Here is a 20285-nt window from a genome sequence, read left to right on the forward strand (position 1 = left end):
AGTTGTCTGTATCGCTTGCCAAAGGGCAGAACGGCCCGCTGGACGTCTCGGATGTAGTTGTCTCGGTTCAGCTGGCTGCGGCCGCTGACCTGTCTGCACTCCTCGTGACGAGCAACGGAAAAGTTCGTTCCGACGCCGACTTCGTCTTCTTCAACCAGCCGACCGGACCCGGCGTGCAATTGGTACCCAACCCGGGTGGCATTGCCTCACTCCGAGTCTCACTCGCCGGCGTACCCGCCGATATCGAGCAGGTTCGCGCCGTCATCACGCTCGACGACGCTTCGTCGAACTTCGGGCGCACTGCTGCACCGACCGCTCGGGTCTCCGATGCGGCCGGGAACGTGTTGTACGAGTACGTGATCGACGGCCTCACCACCGAGTCCATCGTCATCGCGCTCGAGGTGTACCGACGCCAGGGTGCATGGAAGGTGCGCGCCGTCGGCCAGGGGTACGCGGGTGGATTTGCCGCGCTGGTCACCGATCATGGTGTGTCCGTCGACGATGCACCACCGCCGCCTCCCACTCCGGTCGCGGCTCCGGCGCCGATCACCCCGCCCTCGTCCGTCGCTCCTACACCGCCGGCGTACAACCAGCCGCCGCAGCAGCAGCCTTCGTACAACGCGCCGCCGGTTCCGCCGGCCCCGCCCGCGTACAACCAGCCGCCGGCCTACAACCAGGGACCGACGCCGCCGGCCTACCCGCCGGCGCAGCAGCCTGCCTACAACCAACAGCCTGCGTACAACCAGCAGCCGACGTACAACCAGGCGCCCCCGGCGCCTCCCGTGCAGAACCAGCCGCCGGCCCAGCAGCCCGAGGTGAGCCTGGTCAAGGGACGCCCCGTCAGCCTGACCAAGGGACAGAAGGTCACACTCCGCAAGGAGGGCGGCGTCGCGCTCACCATGATCCAGATGGGTCTGGGTTGGGATCCGATCAAGAAGAGCGGCCTGTTCGGAAGCCGTACCGCCGATGTCGACCTCGACGCTTCGGCACTCCTGTACGCCGACGGCAACCTCGTCGACGTCTGCTACTACGGTCAGTTGACGTCCAAGGACGGCTCGGTCCGTCACATGGGTGACAACCTGACCGGCGACGGAGACGGCGACGACGAGGTCATGCTCGTCGATCTTCAGCGGGTCCCGGCTCACGTGACCACCGTGATCTTCACCGTGACCTCGTACCGCGGACACACGTTCGAGCAGGTCTCCAACGCTTTCTGCCGTCTCGTGGACAGCACCACCAACTCCGAGCTCGCTCGATACACGCTCCAGGGCGGCATGGCTTTCACCGGAATGGTGATGGCAAAGGTGTACCGCGTGAACGGTGAATGGAAGCTGCAGGCCATCGGTGAAGGTATCCAGGCCAAGCACGCAGGAGAAGCTGCGCCGCAGCTGGGCCGTTTCCTCACTGCTTGAGTCGAGACTGCATACTCGAGATGAATCCGGTTCGGCGGTAGGTGATTTCGATCGCCGTCCGTCGAACCGGACATCGTTTCCCCCTCTGTGCGTTAACCTCATGCGGCATGTCGAGCCGTCAGTCGAGCGGCCGTGCGCGAGAGGACTTGGCACAGTAGATGATCATTCGAGGGAAACTTCTCGGTCGGGCGGCGGCCGTCGCAGGCGTTGTGCTGGCGCTCGTGAGCACCGGAATCGCGCAGGCTTCGGTGCCCCAGTCGGAAACTCGGTCAGGAGTATCCGGCACCGGGATCAAGTACGTCGCCCTCGGTGACTCCCGTGCCTCCGGTCCAAGGCTGGAACCGATGTACCCCGACGCCTGTTCGCGTTCGTACGAGAACTTCGCGGGCAAGATCTCTCGGGCACTCGAGGTCGCGGAGTTCACCGACGTCTCTTGCAGCGCGGCACGCGCCGAGAACATCATCGACACTCCACAGCTGATTCCGAACTACTGGCCTGTCCAACTCGATGCCGTTCACCCGGACACCGACCTGATCACCATCTCGATCGGCGGCAACGACTCCAACAGCATCTTCCTCGGCCCCCTGTGCGTCGCTCCGGGGCCAGGAACCGATCGTGGATGCCGGTACGACCCGCTCGCGAATTCCGTCGCCCAATCCGGAATCGACCGGGCTGCCGGAGAATTGGATCGCATCCTGACTGCGGTCACGCAGCGCGCGCCTAACGCTCGCATCTACCTGATCGGTGAGGGCGGCATGATCTCCTCTCGCGGATGCTGGCCGAACATTCCGTTCTCAGACGCCGACGCATCCTGGTTCATGGACTACTTCGCTCGCTACAACACGAAGTTCGACGAGGTGGCCCACGCCCACGGTGTGCGCACTGTCGACATTGCGGCGGCGAGCATCGCCGGCGGGCACGACGCATGTGCGAGTGCAGATCAGCGTTGGTTCGAAGGCCTGTTCTCGGAGTCGACGGCGCAGCGCTTGCACTTCACGGACGCTGGGATGACCGCGGTGGCCGATCTAGTGGTGGCGGACGTGCAAGGCTGACCGAGAGAGCCCGGTCATGGCATAGTTCGCTGCTGTGGGTATGACTTTTGTTCCCGGACAGAACGCGCCGCTGCAGGCGCCCGTGGTGACGTTTCGAGCCGAGAGCCAGACGCCGTTCGACGTGTCGGCGCTGGTAGCGGACGCGAACCTGCGGGCATTGACGTCCGCGGACTTCGTGTTCTACAACCAACCATCCACCGCTGGAGTGCAACTCGACCAGAGCGGCATCCGGGTGGAACTCGATCGACTTCACCCCGATGCCGCGGCCGTGTTGTGCATCGTCAGCGTGGATCCGGCAGCGACGGCCGCGGGCGCCTTTCGCACGGCCGGGCTCTCCGCCACCCTGAGCGATCAATCCGGTTCGGTCCTGGCCGAATTCGCGATCCCCACCGCAGGTACCGAGACAGCGGTCATCTGCTGGGAGCTGTACCGAAAGTCCAGTGCCTGGAAGATTCGGGCCGTAGGGCAGGGCTATGCGGGTGGTCTGGCGGAACTGATCTCGGTGCACGGCGTCGAGGTGGACGACGAGCCGGCACAACCAGGCCCGACAGCTGCGCCCGAGTGGGACTCCGCCGTGGAGCCGTTGGAGGTGGGCCGCGGCCTCGAGCGTGCGTGGATGATCTTCGAGGACGCCTCGCGTTCTGCCGCTTCCTTCGTCTCCAGCAGCGAGTACGCGCTTGCCCGTTTGGACGAGGATCTGACCGCTGCCGTCGCAGATCCGTCGTTGCGGAACTCGGCAGCGGGAGTGGCGGCGCGCGATGCCGCACAGAAGCGTCACGACGACCTCGTCTCACTCGCGCGGGACAATCACGCCCGCGACAGCGCTCAGCTTGCGCACGAACTCGGCGTGATCGACGGCGTGCTCCCACGGTCGATGGCGTCGTGGAAGTCGGTGTCCTGGGCGGGTACAACCGATCCGGCCCAGATCACGGCCGTCAGCGACGGAATGCGTCTTGGCGAGCTGTCGGCTCCGGACCGCGGCACACTCACCGTTCCCTACTGCGTCCCGTTGCCACTGCGCCGGCCGATCTGGGTGGACAGTACGTCGAGCAAAGCAGCGCTCGGTCTGATCAGTGCCGTCACCGTGCGCGTCATGGCCGCCGGCCCGATGCCGCTACTCGACGTCGTCGACCTGACCGGCTCGCTCACGCCACTGACCGACCGACTGGCACCGATGCTCGCGGGGCCGGTCATCACCGCTCACACCGAGATCTCGGCGCGCTTGCGGGCACTGGCCGAGGCCGTCGACATGGGCGAACTCGCGCGAATGAGTGGTGTCGCAGATGGCCCGAGTTCCCTGCGCCTGTTGATCCTCAGCGATTTCCCGCACGGATATTCCGCCGAAGACGCACAGACCATCATGTTCCTCGCCGAACGCGGACCGGCAATCGGTTTGTCGATACTGATTGTCGGAGAGGATGAGTCGAACTTCGCGGAAGAATCCGTCGCCGCGCTGTCCGAGGGGTGCCAACATCTTTCGGCAGCAGGGCAGACGGAGGTTCACGATCCGTGGACCCGCACGCAATGGCACTTCACCCCGGACGTGCTCGACCCGATCTCCGAGTCGCGAATTCTGGCAGTGTTCGACCGCACCTAGCGGCCGATGGCGGATTGCCGAGCGCACAGGCAGAGTGGTGGTACGACCACGCGCGGTGTGTGGCGGCAATACTCGAGGAGACTCATGGCATTCTGGGATCAGTTGAAGGCTAAGGCTCAGGAGATGAACGGCCAGCTCAAGACAAAGACCAGCCAGTTCCAGAACAAGGAATTCAAGAACGCGAGCATGGCAATGTGCGCGTTGATCGCCGCCGCAGACGGTTCGATCGATCCGTCGGAGCGTCAGAAGACCGCCGCGCTGATCATGAGCAACGAGTCGCTCGCGGTCTTCCCGCCGGACGAGCTTCGTGAGCAGTTCGACTGGTACTGCAGCAAGCTGTCCTCGGACTACGAGTTCGGCAAGGTCGAGGCAACCGCGACCATCGCCAAGCTCAAGTCGAAGCAGGATCAGGCCCGCGCAGTCATCCAGATCGGCATCATCATCGGCGGCGCGGACGGCAACTTCGACGAGCACGAGCGCGGCGTCGTACGCGACATGTGTTTTGCAGTCGGAATCTCTCCGGCCGAGTTCGATCTCTGATCGATTCAGAGCATGAAAGCGGGTGCGGCGCGAAAGCGCTGCACCCGCTCTTCTTTTCAGTACTCGGGATAACCGTCCTCGGGTCCCAGCATGCGCTCGATCCTCGTCCGCGTGATCTTGGCGAGCTCGTCGACGCAGACCTTGCGCTCGACGGACCGTTCGTTGGACATGCGCTGGCCGATGTTCTCGAGCAGGTCGTCGGCGTCGTGGCCGTGCGAACACCACAGATACCGGAAGCCGAAGTTCCGCTCGTACTCCTCGCCGGCGCGATAGATGGTTGCCATGACGGCGTCGTCCGGAACCCAGATCGAGCATTGCTCGAGGTGGGACGGCACGCTGTTCCTACGGACGCCGACCGGTGGATGGCATTGCAGGGCGCGTTCGACGTCGACGTCCGAGAGGTTGAGAATCGCGTCCTCGGCGCGCGAGAGGATCTCCGCGTGATCGGCGAACGGACGTCCGTCGCTGACCCACCCGGCCCACGTCAGCGAGCAGCAGCACTCGAACAATGCGTGAACTGCCTTCTGCCGCGGTAGTTCGTTGAAGCGCTCCAACCCGATCGATTGATGTAGCAGCATGTGACCTCCCGGCCCGTTGTGCCTTCAGGCGCGCTCGACATGCCGCGCGGTAACCAGATGCGCGGCCACTTCGATAATCCGCCGCTTCACCTGGGAAAGGAAGGTTTGCTCCCCGAGTTTTCAGGTTCTTAACGCGGCGTAACGAGCTGACCGACACGGTCTCCACCCGACAAGGTTCGCTGACGAAGCCGACTCAACCGGGTGCCGATGACCACAGGAGATGGCGAGCAATCTGTCCCGAAAAGAGGCCAATCAACGTTGCGTCTGATGCAACTTCACGGAGATCGGTTGGCGATCCCGCCGTCTCCGAAAGGCGACCAGCGGCTTGACAGGGTCGGCTCTCGTTTGAGGCTCTCGGCGTCGGCCCCTGCAATGGGCCGGGAGTGTGTCTCGTTCGCTGGCAGTCGTGGAGGCTCCGCGCGAGTTCGCGGTTGGCTCGATTTTGTATCGGGCCGTAGATGTCATATCAAGAATCTATGAGGTCGAGGGTGGATACGGTGGGCGAGCGGAGGGGGATGTGGATCGTCGCCGCATTGTCGATACTTGCTCTGGCAGCACTCATCTGCGCGGTGGTGACGTTCAGCATTGCTGTGCAGTCGATCTCCGGTGGTATGGGTCCTGCTGTCGAAGCGAGGGTGCTGGACGTGGAGGACGGTGCCACGCTGGGCCGTTGTGTGCATCCGCGCACCTATACGGTGGGATGGGCGCAGGACGAGGTGGACCACATCGAATCGTTCGTCGAGTGCTCCAGCGCGCACGAATACGCTGTGGGGCAGACGGTCAGGTTGTGGCGGGGTTCGAGTGGTCACTTGGTCGGATCGAGTCCGACGCTGATCGTGGCTTTGAGCAGTTCGCTGTCATTGGTGACGGGAGCGTTGGCGGTTTTCTCCGGGCGGAAGGCAGTTCGGGCGTGGCCGGCTCGACGGAAGGGGAGTAGTGATGTGGGGACGTTGAACATGTGAGTCCGAATGGCGGTGGCAGGGAACCGGAATTTCACGTAACCGTCCTCGCGGCTACGCCATTCGAACGCAAGTAGCTCGGCGATTCTTTTTGTGGGGCGACGCAAGCGCTCGCGGCCTCGGAAGTAGCTCGTAGACGTCACGATCTTCCACAGTTTATCTGCGCCGTTGGTGTGTGAACGGCGAACTCTCCATGAGGTGCCGTGACTCACTCAGAGGTTTTCGTCCTGGACGACGGGTATTGATTGTTCGATGTAGTCGGCGTCGGGCGTCGCGTCGACGGCTGCGGGTACGCGGTCGTTTTCCATGGCGGTGGTCCTTACTGTGCGGTGTGTCCTTCTGGCTGTGCGGATTTCAGTGTTGTTTGCGCGTTGTCGCGGCGTAGTGCTGCGGTGCTGTCCTCGAGTTCGAGGACCCGCCTGATGCCGACGAGGTTGATGCCGCCGGCGATGGGGTGTTGCTCACCAGGCTCGCGGCGGGCACCCTCGAAGCTGCAGCGCCGGCCCCGCCGATCATGTTGCCTCGCTACTCGTATCGGGTTCCGGTGATGCGGCCTCGAGCCACTCAACCCTCCCCTCCGTTGCAATTGAAGTGAAGGAACACTGCGCGATTCGAATACTGCACGGCCCGTCGACCTCCCCGGTTGTCACTGATCCGGAGCAACAACGCATTCGAGGAGGCTTCAGATGATCGCTGGGGTGGGATTCGGTGGCTTCCATTGCCGTGGGAATGGCGGATAGCGCTCTCCTAGGTGACTCCATGCGAGCTCAAGCGGAACGCAGTTTTACTGACGCCCTGGTGAACACTTCGGCAGCCATGAAGCTCTTACGTCGACTGCTCAAAGGACTGGAGTTGTGCTGAGTGTGATGGTCACCGACAGACTGGCCAGCTACAGATTGGATGCCCGTATCTCTGTCAGCTGCTGAAACCGCAGGCGTCTATGTCACGCGAGCGATCCCTCGAGCAGATCGACGAGAGCATCGGTATGGGTTAGTTGCGGATGGTGCCCGGCACCCGGCAGCGAGATCAGTTTGATGTTCGGAAGTGACTCGAGCTGCGCAACCGCGGCCGGGTCGATTGGGTCTTTGCTTCCTGTGATGATGCGGACCGGGCCACTGAATCGCCTAAGCGCTTCTTGGAGTTCAGCACGCCACCGCTTCGATCCCGCACGGGCGAGATGCTCGGCCACGCTCTTGGAACTGCTTCGCTCGAGGTCACTGAGACTGGAAACGAGAGAATCCGCGCTCGCTTCTGATCCGGTCAGTTTGCGTGAGAGCCGTGCCGGGTCTGCGTGTCGCAAGTAGGCGCGTACGAGCGGCTTCAGTCTGGCCGAGGAACCCATCGGGGCCTGGAGGAAGAACGGTGCGATCAACGTGAGGGACTTCACCTGCGCCGGGAACCGGTCAGCCGCAACTACTGCAGCAGCCGCACCGATGGAGTGGCCGACGAGGTCAGCAGGTTCACCAGCTACTACCGCCGGCAGCCACTCATCCCAGTCCTGAACGCCGGCCCCGCTACTGAGGCCGAGGCCGGGCAAGTCGACGACCCGCCCCTCGATGCCGGCAGCTACCTCTGCCCACGTGTCCGCGTTCACGGGCATGCCGGGAAGAATCACCCGACTCGATCCTCGTACGCCGAGCTCAAATGTCCTCAGGCCGCCGACGTCGACGAATCGACGGTCGGCGGACATGACGGCACCAAACCGATGCGCTGCCAGGTAGTCGGCCCACCGTTCGAGGGACACCAGCACGTCGGGCATCAGGATCCCGTGTCTGTCGGCGAACTCGACGGCGGACTCTGTCGGATAGCGGTCGGCGGACATGAAGGTGAGGGTCTCGGGATCGGCCTTGGTGATCTGCTGCGGGAGCCGCTTGATGACGCCGATCGGAATCCTGACCCGCGGGACCTTCGCACCGAGATGCCGACCGACGTGTGTGAGCAGGTCCGCTAGCGGTGGGGTGTCGTCGTGGAGAACCCAGTAGGCCATGCCCTCAGCAGCGGGATCGACCGCAGCTGCCGTCATGAAGGCCGCCAGATAGTCGACCGTGACGATCGGGAGAAACGTCGATTCGTTTCCAGGCAACGCTGCTGCGGTGCCGTTCCAAATCTGCTCGACTGTGCTGGCCAGCCCGATGTGCTGGTCGGATTCCCCGGTGGCGCTGTCGCCGATCACGCTGGACGGATTGACAATGGTCCAGGGAACTCCGTGCTTGAGGGCTCGGGCCTGGAAGGTTGCGTCGGATTCCACTTTTGACGCTTCGTAGGCGCCAAGGTCCTTGTAAACCGCGGTGCGGTGATCGTCGGGCCATGGAACCGTTGTGGGGTCTTGTCCGCCGACGCGGTAGCCCGACACGTGGATCACGCGCTGCAGGTTGGGGAGGTCCTTGGCGAAGTCGATCAGCTTCTCGACGATGCCGACGTTCGCGCTGCGTGCCTCCTGGGCGGTCATTCCGAATCGGTAGGACCCGGCGCAGTTGTGGATCTCTGTGATGAAAGGGAACGCCGATGGGCCACCCGCGACGATTTCAGGAGCGTCGAAGTCGACGATGGTCGTGCTGATGCTCCGCGTCAGGCCATGCTCTCTGACCCATCGCTCGACACGGGCCCCGGACTCGGCGGTCCGAACTGCCGCCGTGACGTTCGTACCAGCCTCGGCGAGGGTCAGGACGAGGTGCCGACCGACCAGACCTGAGGCCCCGAAGACCAGGGCGTGACGGGAGACGTCGCGTGGAGTCATCGCGTTCCGCCAACGGTCTGGCAGCGCTGGTTGATGAGCTCCGCAACGATGTCAGCGGCCGAAATCAGGGGTTGCGTGTTTTGCGTAGCGCGAGAGACGATGACCGCCCCCTCGATCGTCGACACAACAACGGTCGCCAGGGATCGGGCCTCGTCGGGGACAACGCCGCTGGCCTCGAGAAACGCGGTTGTCAGGGCGATCCACGACTCAAAGGCAGCGGCGCACGCCTGCCGCAGACGCTCGTTCTCCGCGCCCATCTCCAGGGTGACGACAGAGACCGGGCAACCCCGCCGGAAGTTGCTCTCGCTGACGATGGTCGTCAGGGCCTCGATCGCGGCGCGTGCTGCCTCGGCCGCATCGACCCGGGAAATCGCGGCCTCTGCAATCAGCGTCCCGAATGCCTTCGTGGCGAGCTCAATCGCTGCGACGCCCAGGCCTTCCTTCCCGTCGGGGAAGTGGAAGTAGATCGACCCTTTCGGCGCTGCGGCGTGTTCGATCACGGCGTTCAGGCCCGTGCCGCTGTAGCCGCTGGTCTGGATGAGCTCGAGCATGGATTCTGCGAGCCGTGCCCTTGTCAGGTCTCCTTTGGATGCCATGAGCCAACAATAGACCGGTCTACATATTATTTTCAACCGAGAGAATGCGTCTACCAACCAGTCTCGTCGTGATCGACATGCGTGTGACCGCCGACGCCATCATCGGAGTGCCGGCGACCTAGGATCCGGCCAAGGCTTCGGGTCAGGTCCGCTTGCGGGTCGCGATCTCGTCGGAGAGCTGCTGAACGTGGGCGGCGTCCGCGTCCCGGGCAAGGGCGACGTAGTGGTCCATGACGGCCGGCCGGTAGCGCACGGGCAACGTCTGTCCTGGGGCGAGTCGTGTCAGCTCGGTGATCGTGAGGTCTTCGTCTGCGATACCGCGGAACAAGATGCCGTCGGAGGTCTCCACGTCGAACATCAGGACCACGCGTGGATTGCTGTTGACCTCCCGCCAGTCGACGAGAATGCCGAGCGCAAGCACCCCCGTCCGCAGTTCCGCATTGCGCTTGCGTGCATCACTGCTCATGAGCGGGTTCGGGGCGACGCCCGGAAAGTCGGGTCCGACGCCGAGTGATTCCCGACTCAGGTCAGGCCTGAGCTTCGACATCACATCGTCGAGCGTCATCTTTGAATCGTTGCGCTTCTTTTTCCAACCGAACATCCTGACCCCTCCATCACAGCGGCGCCGGAATCTCGGCCTGGAGCTTCGCTCTGATCGCGATTGTATGTCGCGGTCATTCTCGATCTCCGTCGCATCGTCCCGTCCACCTGCGGGTCGAAAGGCCTTTCAATCTGCACTCGCGCGTGCGGACAGACTTTTCGCTCACCAGTTGCACGCCAGTCCCTCTTGCCGGTGCAATTTCCGTTGTCAGAAGGCGAAATCCATGAAGGGGACCGAGATTGGCCCCCAGACACGAATGGAAGGTCGCCATGACGAACGACGCCCCTCACCATCGCGCCCGCATTGGTCGCCCGCCACCTCGGCCACCACAGCCCTGGATGCAGCGATGTTCGACAGCAATCGCGAGCGGGCTTGTGAGCGGTTAGTGGGAGTGGGCGTCAACCGACGTGGACGTGTGGCCGGCGGGACTGGTCGGGTTCGGCGCGGCGGAGGACCTCACGGGTCACGGGAGCGGTTTCGCCCTCACCGATGAACAGGAAGCGGAGCAGGTACATGATCGGGTTTCCCTCGGTCCACTCGAAGTAGACGTCGGGAATCACGCCGGTGATATCCCTCGTCCGCAGGAGAACCGCCGCAATGGTGTTGGGGACGGCCGGGCTGTCGACCCACAGAATCCGGTGCTCACCGCGCTGTCGGCCGTGGACGAGGAGGTCGGTGCTGAATTCGGAGGAGTCCGTGACGTTTACCTCGATGAAGATGATCGACTCCGCCTCCGGGATGTTGCTTTCGGCGCGCTGCTGCGATTCCTTCTGCCGATACTCGTCCTCGTCGAGACGGTCGACGTCGTGCGCCACCATCGCGAGGTAACCCTTCTCGGCTGCCTCGGCGATGAATTGCAGCGCGGTCTCGTCGAATTCGACGGAGGTTGCCCGTAGTTCGAAGGCTCGCGAGATCCGGGAAAGGAAGGACACCACCATGATCGCGGCGATGAAGAACGACGCCACTTTCACACCGTCTGGACGTTCGAAGATGTTCGCGATCGTTGTGTAGACGAACAAAACTGCGACAAAACTGAACCCCACGAACAGTTTTCGCTGACCGTGCTTACGAGCGGACAGTGCAACGGCGACGGTCGCCGACGAGATGAGCACGAGGACACCGGTTGCGTACGCGGAACTCTGAGCGTCGACACCGGCGTCGAAGTAGATCGTGACAGTGATGGCGATGACGCTGAACACGAGGACCAGCGGACGCACGGCGCGGGCCCACGACGGCGCCATGCCGTAGCGGGGGAGATACCTCGGAACAAGATTGAGCAACCCTGCCATTGCCGACGCACCGGCAAACCAAAGGATCAGGATCGTGCTGAGATCGTAGACGGTTCCGAAGATCTCACCCAGATAGTCGTGCGCGAGGAAGGCAAGCGCGCGACCGTTGGCAGCGCCTCCGGGCTGGAACTCGTTTTCTGGGATCAGGATGGTGGTGACCAGGCTCGACGTCAGCAGGAATCCGCTCATGATCAGCGCCGCCGTGGTGAGCAGGCGCCGTGCGCCTTTGATGCGGCCGCGCGGATTCTGTTCGGTGTCGTGCGGCTCGCCCTTGATCTGCGGCATGACCGCGACCCCGGTTTCGAAGCCGGACAAGCCGAGCGCCAACTTCGGGAAGACGATCAGCGCGATCAGGATCATCATCGCCGGGTTTCCGTGCTCGGTGGTCATGGCGCGCGTCCAGTCGGTGACCAACGACGGCGCGGTCGCGATGTGCCACAGACCTACGGAGATGACCACCACGTTCAAGGCGAGATAGACGGCGACCAATCCGACCGCGATACCGATCGCTTCGGTGAATCCGCGGAGGAAGACCGCAGCGAGGAGCGCGAGCAGAACCAGGGTGACGGCGACGGTGTGTCCGGAGAGAAAGGTTGGAGCAAAAGGGTTCTCGACGAGGTGCGCCGTGGCATCGGCAGCCGAGAGCGTCATAGTGATGAGGAAATCGGTGGCCGCGAAGCCGAGAAGCACGAGAACGAAGATCTTGCCGCGCCACTTGGGCAGCAGCTTCTCGAGCATGGCGATCGAACCCTCGCCGTGCGGACTCTCGCGAGCCACTCGCCGGTAGACCGGTAGAGCGCCGAAGAGTGTCAGCAGGATCAATACGACTGTCGCGATGGGAGCCAACGTGCCGGCCGCCAGTGCCGCGATACCGGGTTGGTAACCGAGAGTGGAGAAGTAATCGACACCCGTCAGGCACATCACCTTCCACCACGGGTGGCGCTTCTCCTTCTTCGGCGCCATCCGGTGGGGCCCCAGATGTCCGGCGGGTTCCTCGGTGATGTCCGCGAGCAGCCAGGCCTCGGTGCGTTGTTTCACGGACGGAGCCGTGTTTTCGGCCGGGACCTCGTTGTCGGCTGCGGTCACCACGGCGTCACGGCTTCAGATAAACATCGTTGAGCGTGACAGTCCGCAGGTTTCGGCTCCGGATGATGTCCACCAGTTGCGGATACACGTGGGTCACGGGCAGATAGTTGAGGTGCCCGATCACGATGGCCCCCGGATTGAAGTACTGGTTCGCCATTTGGAGGATGTACTCCTCGGTGATCAACGAAGAATCCGACAGTGATCCGTACCAGAGGGTGGGCACGGTGTAGTCGACGCTCGCGGCCACGGAATCGACTGTCGCGTTGTGCCTTCCGTACGGCGGCCGAAAGTACGGCGCCGCGTCCACGCCGTAGGTGTTGCGCAGGAACGTGCCGTTCTTCGTCAGCTCGTCTGCGATCTGCTGCTTCGACACGGACGTCAGATCCGGGTGCGAGTAGGTGTGATTGCCGAGCTGAATTTGTCCGCTCTCGACCAGCGGTCTGAGAAGTCCGGCGTTTTCGGTCCACGAGTTGTATTGCCCGTTGACGAAGTACGTCAAACGGATGCCGGTGTCTTTTGCGAACTGTGTGTAGAGGCGCACGACTTCGGAGCTGGCTCCGTCGTCAACCGTCAGGGCAAACAGATCCCCACCGCCGGGTAACGCGGTCAACGATCCGCCGGCGGGCAGCGGCACCCGGGCAGACGGCGGTGGAGGCGGCAACAAGGCAGGCGGGAGATCCGGGACAGGGACGGGGTCGGTTGGTTCGTCGGCTGCAGCGATTGCCGTCCCGACCGAACGTGACGAACAAGCGGTTCCCATGGTCACCGCGGCGGTTCCGGTCAGAGTTGCTGCTGCGAGGGCACTGAGGAAGCGTCGGCGGTCCACAGGGCGGAGCCTAGAGCAGATTTGCCCTATTCGGACTTCATTCTCAGCGTTTTTTCAGCCAATGACCAGCCGTGTCCGGTATCGACAGGTTCTACTCAGGAACGGTGGATAGCGTGTCGGCCGTGGAACCGCGACCTCGACACTCGGCAACCAGGCACAGGCGTAGGCGTCAACCGCAGCGGTCGACGCTCTCGGTAGGGCGCAAGCTGGCGGCGGCGTCCCTGTCGACGACGATTCTGGTGGGCGTCGGAATCGGGTGGTACGTGCAGTCGGATCTGACGTCGGGGCTGTACCGGTCGGATGCGCTCTCCGCCCTCGGTGAGGACGCCGGAAGTTCTCTCGACGGGGATACCAACATCTTGTTGATCGGGCTCGACAGTCGCAAAGCGATGGACGGCAGCGACCTGCCGGCTGAGTTCGTCACCGACAAGCTGCATGCGGGGGACAGTGATGTGGGTGGGTACAACACGAACACGCTTATCCTGCTCCATGTTCCGGGCGATGGTGGCAAGGCCAGTGCGGTGGCAATTCCACGCGACGATTACGTCGCGGTACCCGGCTACGGAATGGCCAAGATCAAGGAAGCGTACGGAATGGCGAAGGCTGATGCGGACGCCAAACTCGTAGCGGACGGGGTGACGGATCCTGCTGCACGAGAACAACAAGCGCGTGAAGTCGGAAGACGGTCGACACTGACCACCGTGCAGAATCTGCTCAAGGTTCCGATCGATCACTTTGCCGAAGTGAACCTGATGGGCTTCTACGACGTCGTCTCGGCTATCGGCCCCGTTCAGGTGTGCCTTAACAATCCGGTGCAGGATGACTTCTCGGGCGCCAACTTCCCGGCCGGAGTTCAGACTCTCGATGCGTCACAGGCACTTTCGTTTGTCCGTCAACGCCACGGCCTGGACAACGGGGACTTGGATCGCACCCACCGGCAGCAGGCTTTCATCAGCGCGGTGATCGCCAACTTGAAGGGCTCCGGCGTCATCGGAAACATTCCGAAGATGACGGCACTGGCCGACGTGGTGAAGAAGGATGTGGTGATCGATTCTGCCATGGATCCCGTCCGATTCGCTTCTCAGGCAAGCGCTCTCGCAGGTGGGAACATCGACTTCTACACCCTGCCCATCGAGGGATACGAGACCGTCGACGGCCAGGACGTCAACATGGTCGATCCGGCGCGTCTGCGTAGTGAAGTGTCGCGGATCTTCGCGGGAGGTGACTCGGCATCTGCACCTGCGATGGACACTGCTGTCTCGACCGGGAACGAAGTTGTGGACATCCGCAACGGAACCGCGACGGACGGGTTGGGCGCCGCGTTGGCAGCGGCGACGAAAGCGTCGGGAGTCGAAGTCGGAGAGGTGAGCACCGCAGTTGCGACGGCAAAGTCGGTGGTCAGCTATGGAGTCGGCGCCAAAGCCGTCGCAGAGGCGCTGGCCGAGCAGTTGGGCGTGGCCGCAGTGCCTAACGAGCAGGCAGCGGCCGAATCAGTGTCTGTACTGATCGGTGAGGACAATGCGCAGACCGTGTTCTCGGCCGCTCCGGCGCAGTCGGACTCGTCGGTATCCGCCGGCACCGTTCCCGATACGGGAGCGCAGGGATCACCCATCCGGGCCGACGCGAATGGCGGCATCCCCTGTGTGGACTAACTCTCAGGTAATTCGCACCAAACTCACGCTGACTTCTTCGATCTGCGGGTCTACATTGGAGAAGTCGAACTCAGTCGGGTACTTCACCTTTGGGGTACCTGACTGAGATTGCGTAGTTGAAAGGATCACCGACATGGCTACAACAGCAGCGGTACAGAATCCGACACGCTCACGTGCCAGGACCATGTCCTTGTCCGAGTACGTGGCCGAGCATCCGGCGCAGCGCGTTTTCCCACCGACCAGTGAGCGGGCGGCGAGGATGGCGATGCTCATCATGTTCGCCCTGATGGCCGTCACCCTCGTCGTACTGGTACTTGACGAGGCAGGAATTTTCGGATGAAGGCAGCGGTCTTCGGCTGAGCCGGACCTTTAGTTACTCTTGAGTAATGACTGAACAGAAGAGCTGGAATGCGTTCACCGTCGAGCGCGAAGACAACATCGCCCAGGTGACGCTGATCGGGCCGAGCAAGGGCAACGCGATGGGGCCGGATTTCTGGAGTGAACTCCCCGAAATCTTCGCCGACCTCGACGCCGACCCCGAGGTGCGTGCAATCGTCATCGCCGGTTCCGGCAAGCACTTCTCGTTCGGACTGGACCTGCCGGCGATGAGCGGTGAATTCGGTGCCGTCCTCGCGGACAAGGCTCAGGCAGGCCCGCGCACCAAGTTCCACGACATGATCAAGCGCATGCAGTCGGGCATCAATGCCGTCGCAGATTGCCGCAAGCCCGTCGTCGCAGCTGTGCAGGGCTGGTGCATCGGCGGCGGCGTCGACCTGATCACGGCGGCGGACATCCGCTACGCAAGTGCCGATGCCAAGTTCAGCATCCGCGAGGTCAAGGTCGCGATCGTCGCAGACATGGGCAGCCTCGCGCGTCTGCCCGCGATCATCGGCGACGGACACCTGCGTGAGTTGGCTCTGACCGGCAAGGACATCGACGCAGCGCGCGCCGAGAAGATCGGCCTCGTCAACGACGTTTTCGAAGATGCCGACGCGGTACTGGCAGCGGCGCGCGCGACCGCCAAGGAGATTGCGCTCAACCCGCCGCTCGTCGTCCACGGGATCAAGGACGTGCTCGATCACACCCGCAGCGCGAGCGTGAACGACAGCCTTCGCTACGTCGCAGCCTGGAACGCGGCGTTCCTGCCTTCGCAGGATCTGACCGAGGCCATCACCGCCGTCTTCCAGAAGCGCCCGCCGGTCTTCCAGGGTGAGTAGAATCTGCAAGGGCGAGTAAAAACAGCACAAAAATCCCCGCACATCTTCCGATGTGCGGGGATTTTCGTAAGGCCTGAGAACTCGAGCTCAGTGACCGCCGTTGGCAGCGAGACGCTTGATCGAAGCCTCGATCTCGGCCTCTGCCTCGGCGCGGCCGACCCAGTTGGCAGCCTCGACGTGCTTGTTCGGCTCGAGGTCCTTGTAGTGGACGAAGAAGTGCTTGATCGCATCGAGTTCGAACTGTGAGATGTCACCCAGATCCTGGATGTGATCCCAGCGGGGGTCACCGGCCGGAACGCAGAGGACCTTGTCGTCTCCGCCGGCCTCGTCGACCATCTTGAACATCGCGACTGCGCGAGCCTCGACGATGACGCCGGGGAAGACCGACTCGGGGAGCAGGACCATGGCGTCGAGCGGATCGCCGTCCTCACCCAGGGTGTTTTCGATGAAGCCGTAGTCGGCCGGGTAGCCGAAAGCTGTGTAGAGGTAGCGATCGAGTTTGACGCGACCGGTTACGTGGTCGACCTCGTACTTGTTGCGCTGACCCTTGGGGATCTCGATGGTGACGTCGAACTCCACGCCGATTCCTCGCTGTCGTGTCGGTAATGATTCGTCGGAAGGATATCGGGTCAAGGATAAGGTTGCCTGACCACCCAGTAGGCAGAGCACAGACGGAGGGGCGTTGGCGGGCCAAGGAAAGAAGAAGATCGGCTCGTTGGAAGAGAGTCGACGGCGTAACTTCCGCATCCTTCTGGCGGTCGGTGCAGTGGTTGTACTGGCCGTCGCCGGAGTTGTCGTCGTGAAACTCGGTACGTCGAACGACACCGCGGGCAGCGCGACCGTGACTACGTCGCCGCAGCCTGCGCTCGTGACGCCGTCACCTCAGGTGGTGCCCGTCCCGACGGACGCACCGATCCCGAGCGCGGCGGGAATCGCCGCGGCGATCGGCCCGGCTGTGGCCAACCCGGATCTGGGGAAGTTCACCGGAGTTGTCGCTGATGCGCTCACCGGAAACATTCTGTGGAGCGCAGACCCGTCGACGCCGATGACGCCTGCGTCCACGACGAAGGTGCTGACCGCATCGGCGGCACTGCTGAAGTTGCCGCTCGACCACCGGCTGTCCACGACGGTGGTTCCCGGAGCGAGCCCCGGGCAGGTCGTTCTGGTCGGCGGTGGTGACCCGACGCTGACGGCGACGCCGAAGGGGCAGAGCGGGTATTACGCCAATGCTGCTCACATCGCGGATCTCGTCGACCAGATCAAGGCTGCCGGTACGCCGGTGACCAGCGTCGTGGTGGACTCGAGCTTGTTCAAGGGCGACAACATGGCCACCGGATGGTTCCCCGCGGACATCGCGGCCGGCTACATCACCCCGATCGAATCGGTGATGATCGAAGGTGGTCGGTACGACGGCACTCAAGACGAGTCGCCGCGTTCGGAAACTCCCGCGTTGGACGCGGGCAAGGTGCTCGCTCAGGCGCTCGGTGTCGATCCCGCCAACGTGAGTCTCGGCGCGGCGCCTGCCGGTGCCAAGCCGATCGCCACCGTGCAGTCGGCGCCGCTGAGCGACCGGCTGCTGCAGATGATGGAACATTCCGACAACGTGCTCGCAGAGACCATCGGGCGTGAGGTCGCGATTGCCTCCGGAATAGAAGCCTCGTTCACCGGCGCAGTCGACGCGACCGGCAAGACCCTGCAGGCGGCCGGGTTCGACTACACCGGAGTTTCGCTGCACGATTCCAGCGGACTGTCCGTCGACGATCTCATTCCCGCTCAGGTACTCGATCGCGTCATGACGGCTGCGGCCGGTGACGGTGATCCGAAACTGCGCCCCCTGCTGGACTACCTTCCGGTGGCCGGCGGAACAGGAAGTTTGTCCGACCGCTACGCGTCCGGAAACCGAACCGGTGCGGGTTGGGTGCGGGCCAAGACGGGAACTCTCTCAACGGCCAGCGCGTTGTCAGGGTTCGTGGTCGATCAGAACGGGCGAGTGCTCACCTTCGCACTGATGTCCAATGACCGGCCGCCAGAAGTGAGCCGTCCTGCCCTGGACGCGATTGCCGGAGCATTGAGGAATTGCGGGTGCCAATAGTGGCCGAAAAGACTCCACAAGATGATGAAGCCTCGGCTCCGCTCGGTGGTGCCGTCGACTGGAGTCTTGCCGCCAAAGCCGGGATAAAACTGGCGCGCGGCGGCCCCGCGATGTCTCGCTACACGGCCGAGACGGCAACCGCAGAACTCGCCGAAGCGTCCGAGCGCGCAGAACTGCCGGTTCGTGAAGTGACCGGGCTGGCCGACGGTCTACCGGTCCCGGCCGCTGACGTGCTTGACCGGGCCGGGTGGATCACGGCAGCCTCGCGGTCGATGGCACATCTCACCGGCGCGGATCCCGACGGCAGTGGCAATCTCATCGTCGGAAAGCCGGCGGGCTTGCAGGCCGGCGCCATGCTGGCGTACCTGTCTTCGGCGATCCTCGGGCAGTACGACCCGTTCACCGGCGAGCACGGCACCCTGCTTCTGGTCACACCGAACATCGTCTCCGTCGAACGGTCCCTTCGGCTGAACCCGAGTGACTTCCGGTTGTGGGTCTGCCTGCACGAGGTCACTCACCGGGTCCAGTTCTCGTCCTCGCCGTGGCTCGCGGAGTACATGAAGGAATCCGTCGAAACGCTTGGTGCGACGGTGGACGAGTCGATGACCGACGTTGTCGGGCGCCTTGCTGCAGAGCTGCGCTCGCGGAAGGAACCCGACTCCAGTGACGGTGCGACGGCGGGCGGCATCATCGGACTGCTGCGCGCCTCGCAGGCGGAACCCCAGCGTGACGCGCTGGATCGGATGCTCGTACTCGGCACTCTCCTGGAAGGGCATGCAGACCACGTGATGGACGCCGTCGGTCCCGCTGTGGTGCCGTCGGTGGCAACGATCCGCGCGGCCTTCGACAAGCGTCGGCAGCGCAAGTCCAACCCCGTGCAGCGGATCATCAAGATGCTTCTCGGCATGGACGCCAAGATGGCGCAGTACGTACGCGGCAAGGCCTTCGTCGACGCGGTGGTTCTCAAGGTCGGCATGGAGCAGTTCAACACCATCTGGACCGGGCCCGAGACCTTGCCGTTGCTGGACGAGATCGACAATCCCGACGCGTGGGTAAAGCGCGTTCTCGGCTAGATGCTGCTGCCTGAGACGCCTGCCCTACTGGCGCTGCGACAGGCCGTGCGGGCATGGACGGTCGCATTCGAGCCACGACGCCGTGTGGTCGTCGCCCTGTCCGGGGGAGCCGATTCGTTGGCCCTGACAGCAGCAGCCGTGGCGGAAACCGAATCGGTCGACGCATTGATCGTGGACCATCGCCTGCAAGTCGGTTCCGATGCCGTCGCACGCTCGGCCGCAGACCAGGCGCTGGCGCTGGGTTGCCGGACCGCGACGGTCCTGACCGTCGACGTAGCCGATGGTGGGAGTCTCGAAGCCGCCGCGCGTGAGGCTCGGTACAACGCCCTGCGCGGCGCCAGAACTGACCTCCCGGTTCTGCTCGGACACACACTCGACGATCAGGCCGAGACCGTGCTTCTCGGACTCTCCCGCGGGTCCGGTGGGCGATCGATTCAAGGTATGGCTGCATTCGACGCTCCCTGGGGACGGCCGCTACTCGGCATCCGGCGATCGGTGACCAGGGCGGCCTGCGTCGACCTGGGCATCACGCCGTGGGAGGACCCGCACAACAACAATCCCGAGTTCACTCGCGTACGTCTGCGGCACGAGGCGTTGCCGCTGCTCGAAGAAATTCTCGGCGGGGGAGTTCCCGAAGCGTTGGCCCGAACCGCGACGCAGTTGCGTGAGGACGGCGAGGCGCTCGACGAGTACGCCGAAGCCCTACTCCTACGGGTTGTCGTCGACGGAGAAGTGGAAGTGGACACACTTGCCGAAGCGCCCACCGCAATCCGCCGACGCGCTCTGCGGGCCTGGCTGCTGCAGGGCGGCGCAAAAGCATTGACGGACAAACAGTTACGCGCAGTCGACGCCCTGGTGACCGACTGGCGGGGGCAAGGCGGCGTCGCGATCGGCGGCGGAACACCGGAGGCGAGGTTGGTGGCGGCCCGGCGACGTGGCAGGCTGATCCTCGGATTCGAAGACCGACGAAGGGTTTGA

Annotated in this window: 18 protein-coding genes; 11 read left to right on the forward strand and 7 right to left on the reverse strand. The window is 63.6% G+C overall.

Annotated features, from left to right (window positions below):
• Window positions 1-2: 2 nt before the first annotated feature.
• From RhoBH5_RS24775 to RhoBH5_RS24790, 4 genes are all read left to right on the forward strand, one after another.
• Window positions 3-1412, forward strand: a complete 1410-nt coding sequence (locus tag RhoBH5_RS24775) for a TerD family protein (protein ID WP_054187881.1) — start codon at window positions 3-5, stop codon at window positions 1410-1412.
• 158 nt (window positions 1413-1570) lie between these two features.
• Entirely contained in the window at window positions 1571-2464 is an 894-nt protein-coding gene (locus RhoBH5_RS24780; protein ID WP_042922710.1) for an SGNH/GDSL hydrolase family protein, read from the forward strand.
• A gap of 40 nt (window positions 2465-2504) precedes the next feature.
• Complete coding sequence (locus tag RhoBH5_RS24785; protein ID WP_052417026.1) at window positions 2505-4061, forward strand: TerD family protein; 1557 nt, start codon at window positions 2505-2507, stop codon at window positions 4059-4061.
• A gap of 84 nt (window positions 4062-4145) precedes the next feature.
• Entirely contained in the window at window positions 4146-4601 is a 456-nt protein-coding gene (locus RhoBH5_RS24790; protein WP_003941110.1) for a tellurite resistance TerB family protein, read from the forward strand.
• 56 nt (window positions 4602-4657) lie between these two features.
• Here the strand turns inward: RhoBH5_RS24790 and RhoBH5_RS24795 are convergent, their stop codons facing one another.
• A complete protein-coding gene (locus tag RhoBH5_RS24795) occupies window positions 4658-5179 on the reverse strand; it encodes a 2-oxo-4-hydroxy-4-carboxy-5-ureidoimidazoline decarboxylase (protein WP_003941084.1) in 522 nt (173 codons plus the stop codon).
• Window positions 5180-5676: 497 nt separating this feature from the next.
• Between RhoBH5_RS24795 and RhoBH5_RS24800 the strand changes: the two genes are divergently transcribed.
• A complete protein-coding gene (locus RhoBH5_RS24800; protein ID WP_193595668.1) occupies window positions 5677-6141 on the forward strand; it encodes a hypothetical protein in 465 nt (154 codons plus the stop codon).
• 940 nt (window positions 6142-7081) lie between these two features.
• Here RhoBH5_RS24800 and RhoBH5_RS24805 read toward each other — a convergent pair.
• The 5 genes from RhoBH5_RS24805 to RhoBH5_RS24825 form a co-directional block, all read right to left on the reverse strand.
• Entirely contained in the window at window positions 7082-8875 is a 1794-nt protein-coding gene (locus tag RhoBH5_RS24805) for an alpha/beta fold hydrolase (protein WP_270008902.1), read from the reverse strand.
• The gene (locus tag RhoBH5_RS24810; protein ID WP_039972767.1) at window positions 8872-9471 is read right to left on the reverse strand and encodes a TetR/AcrR family transcriptional regulator; all 600 of its coding nucleotides are present in this window, start codon (window positions 9469-9471) and stop codon (window positions 8872-8874) included. Before RhoBH5_RS24810 ends, RhoBH5_RS24805 begins: the two co-directional genes overlap by 4 nt.
• A 142-nt stretch (window positions 9472-9613) precedes the next feature.
• Entirely contained in the window at window positions 9614-10036 is a 423-nt protein-coding gene (locus RhoBH5_RS24815) for a hypothetical protein (protein ID WP_231915382.1), read from the reverse strand.
• Between the two features lie 434 nt (window positions 10037-10470).
• A complete protein-coding gene (locus tag RhoBH5_RS24820) occupies window positions 10471-12450 on the reverse strand; it encodes an amino acid permease (protein ID WP_082654868.1) in 1980 nt (659 codons plus the stop codon).
• Between the two features lie 4 nt (window positions 12451-12454).
• On the reverse strand, window positions 12455-13273 hold the full coding sequence (locus RhoBH5_RS24825; protein WP_058227231.1) for a polysaccharide deacetylase family protein: 819 nt from the start codon (window positions 13271-13273) through the stop codon (window positions 12455-12457).
• A gap of 122 nt (window positions 13274-13395) precedes the next feature.
• Here RhoBH5_RS24825 and RhoBH5_RS24830 point away from each other — a divergent pair, with 122 nt between their 5' ends.
• The 3 genes from RhoBH5_RS24830 to RhoBH5_RS24840 all read left to right on the forward strand — a co-directional run bounded on the left by RhoBH5_RS24830 (window position 13396) and on the right by RhoBH5_RS24840 (window position 16142).
• Complete coding sequence (locus tag RhoBH5_RS24830) at window positions 13396-14925, forward strand: LCP family protein (protein WP_235808448.1); 1530 nt, start codon at window positions 13396-13398, stop codon at window positions 14923-14925.
• Window positions 14926-15058: 133 nt separating this feature from the next.
• On the forward strand, window positions 15059-15265 hold the full coding sequence (locus RhoBH5_RS24835) for a hypothetical protein (RefSeq protein WP_124568973.1): 207 nt from the start codon (window positions 15059-15061) through the stop codon (window positions 15263-15265).
• Window positions 15266-15311: 46 nt separating this feature from the next.
• Window positions 15312-16142 (forward strand): crotonase/enoyl-CoA hydratase family protein, encoded by an 831-nt coding sequence (locus tag RhoBH5_RS24840; RefSeq protein WP_007727023.1) that lies wholly within the window; start codon window positions 15312-15314, stop codon window positions 16140-16142.
• Window positions 16143-16229: 87 nt separating this feature from the next.
• Here RhoBH5_RS24840 and RhoBH5_RS24845 read toward each other — a convergent pair whose 3' ends face one another.
• Window positions 16230-16721 (reverse strand): inorganic diphosphatase, encoded by a 492-nt coding sequence (locus RhoBH5_RS24845; RefSeq protein WP_003941181.1) that lies wholly within the window; start codon window positions 16719-16721, stop codon window positions 16230-16232.
• Between the two features lie 103 nt (window positions 16722-16824).
• Here RhoBH5_RS24845 and dacB point away from each other — a divergent pair, with 103 nt between their 5' ends.
• From dacB to tilS, 3 genes are read left to right on the forward strand one after another with little or no spacing between them, the layout of a single operon-like run.
• Complete coding sequence (gene dacB, locus RhoBH5_RS24850) at window positions 16825-18234, forward strand: D-alanyl-D-alanine carboxypeptidase/D-alanyl-D-alanine endopeptidase (protein ID WP_058227233.1); 1410 nt, start codon at window positions 16825-16827, stop codon at window positions 18232-18234.
• Window positions 18234-19307: a zinc-dependent metalloprotease gene (locus RhoBH5_RS24855; protein ID WP_047269664.1), complete on the forward strand. Its 1074-nt coding sequence runs from the start codon at window positions 18234-18236 to the stop codon at window positions 19305-19307. Before dacB ends, RhoBH5_RS24855 begins: the two co-directional genes overlap by 1 nt.
• The gene (gene tilS / locus RhoBH5_RS24860) at window positions 19308-20285 is read left to right on the forward strand and encodes a tRNA lysidine(34) synthetase TilS (RefSeq protein WP_270008903.1); all 978 of its coding nucleotides are present in this window, start codon (window positions 19308-19310) and stop codon (window positions 20283-20285) included. It begins immediately after the preceding gene.

The organism is Rhodococcus sp. BH5, assembly GCF_027583855.1.
Lineage (GTDB): Bacteria > Actinomycetota > Actinomycetes > Mycobacteriales > Mycobacteriaceae > Rhodococcus_F > Rhodococcus_F qingshengii.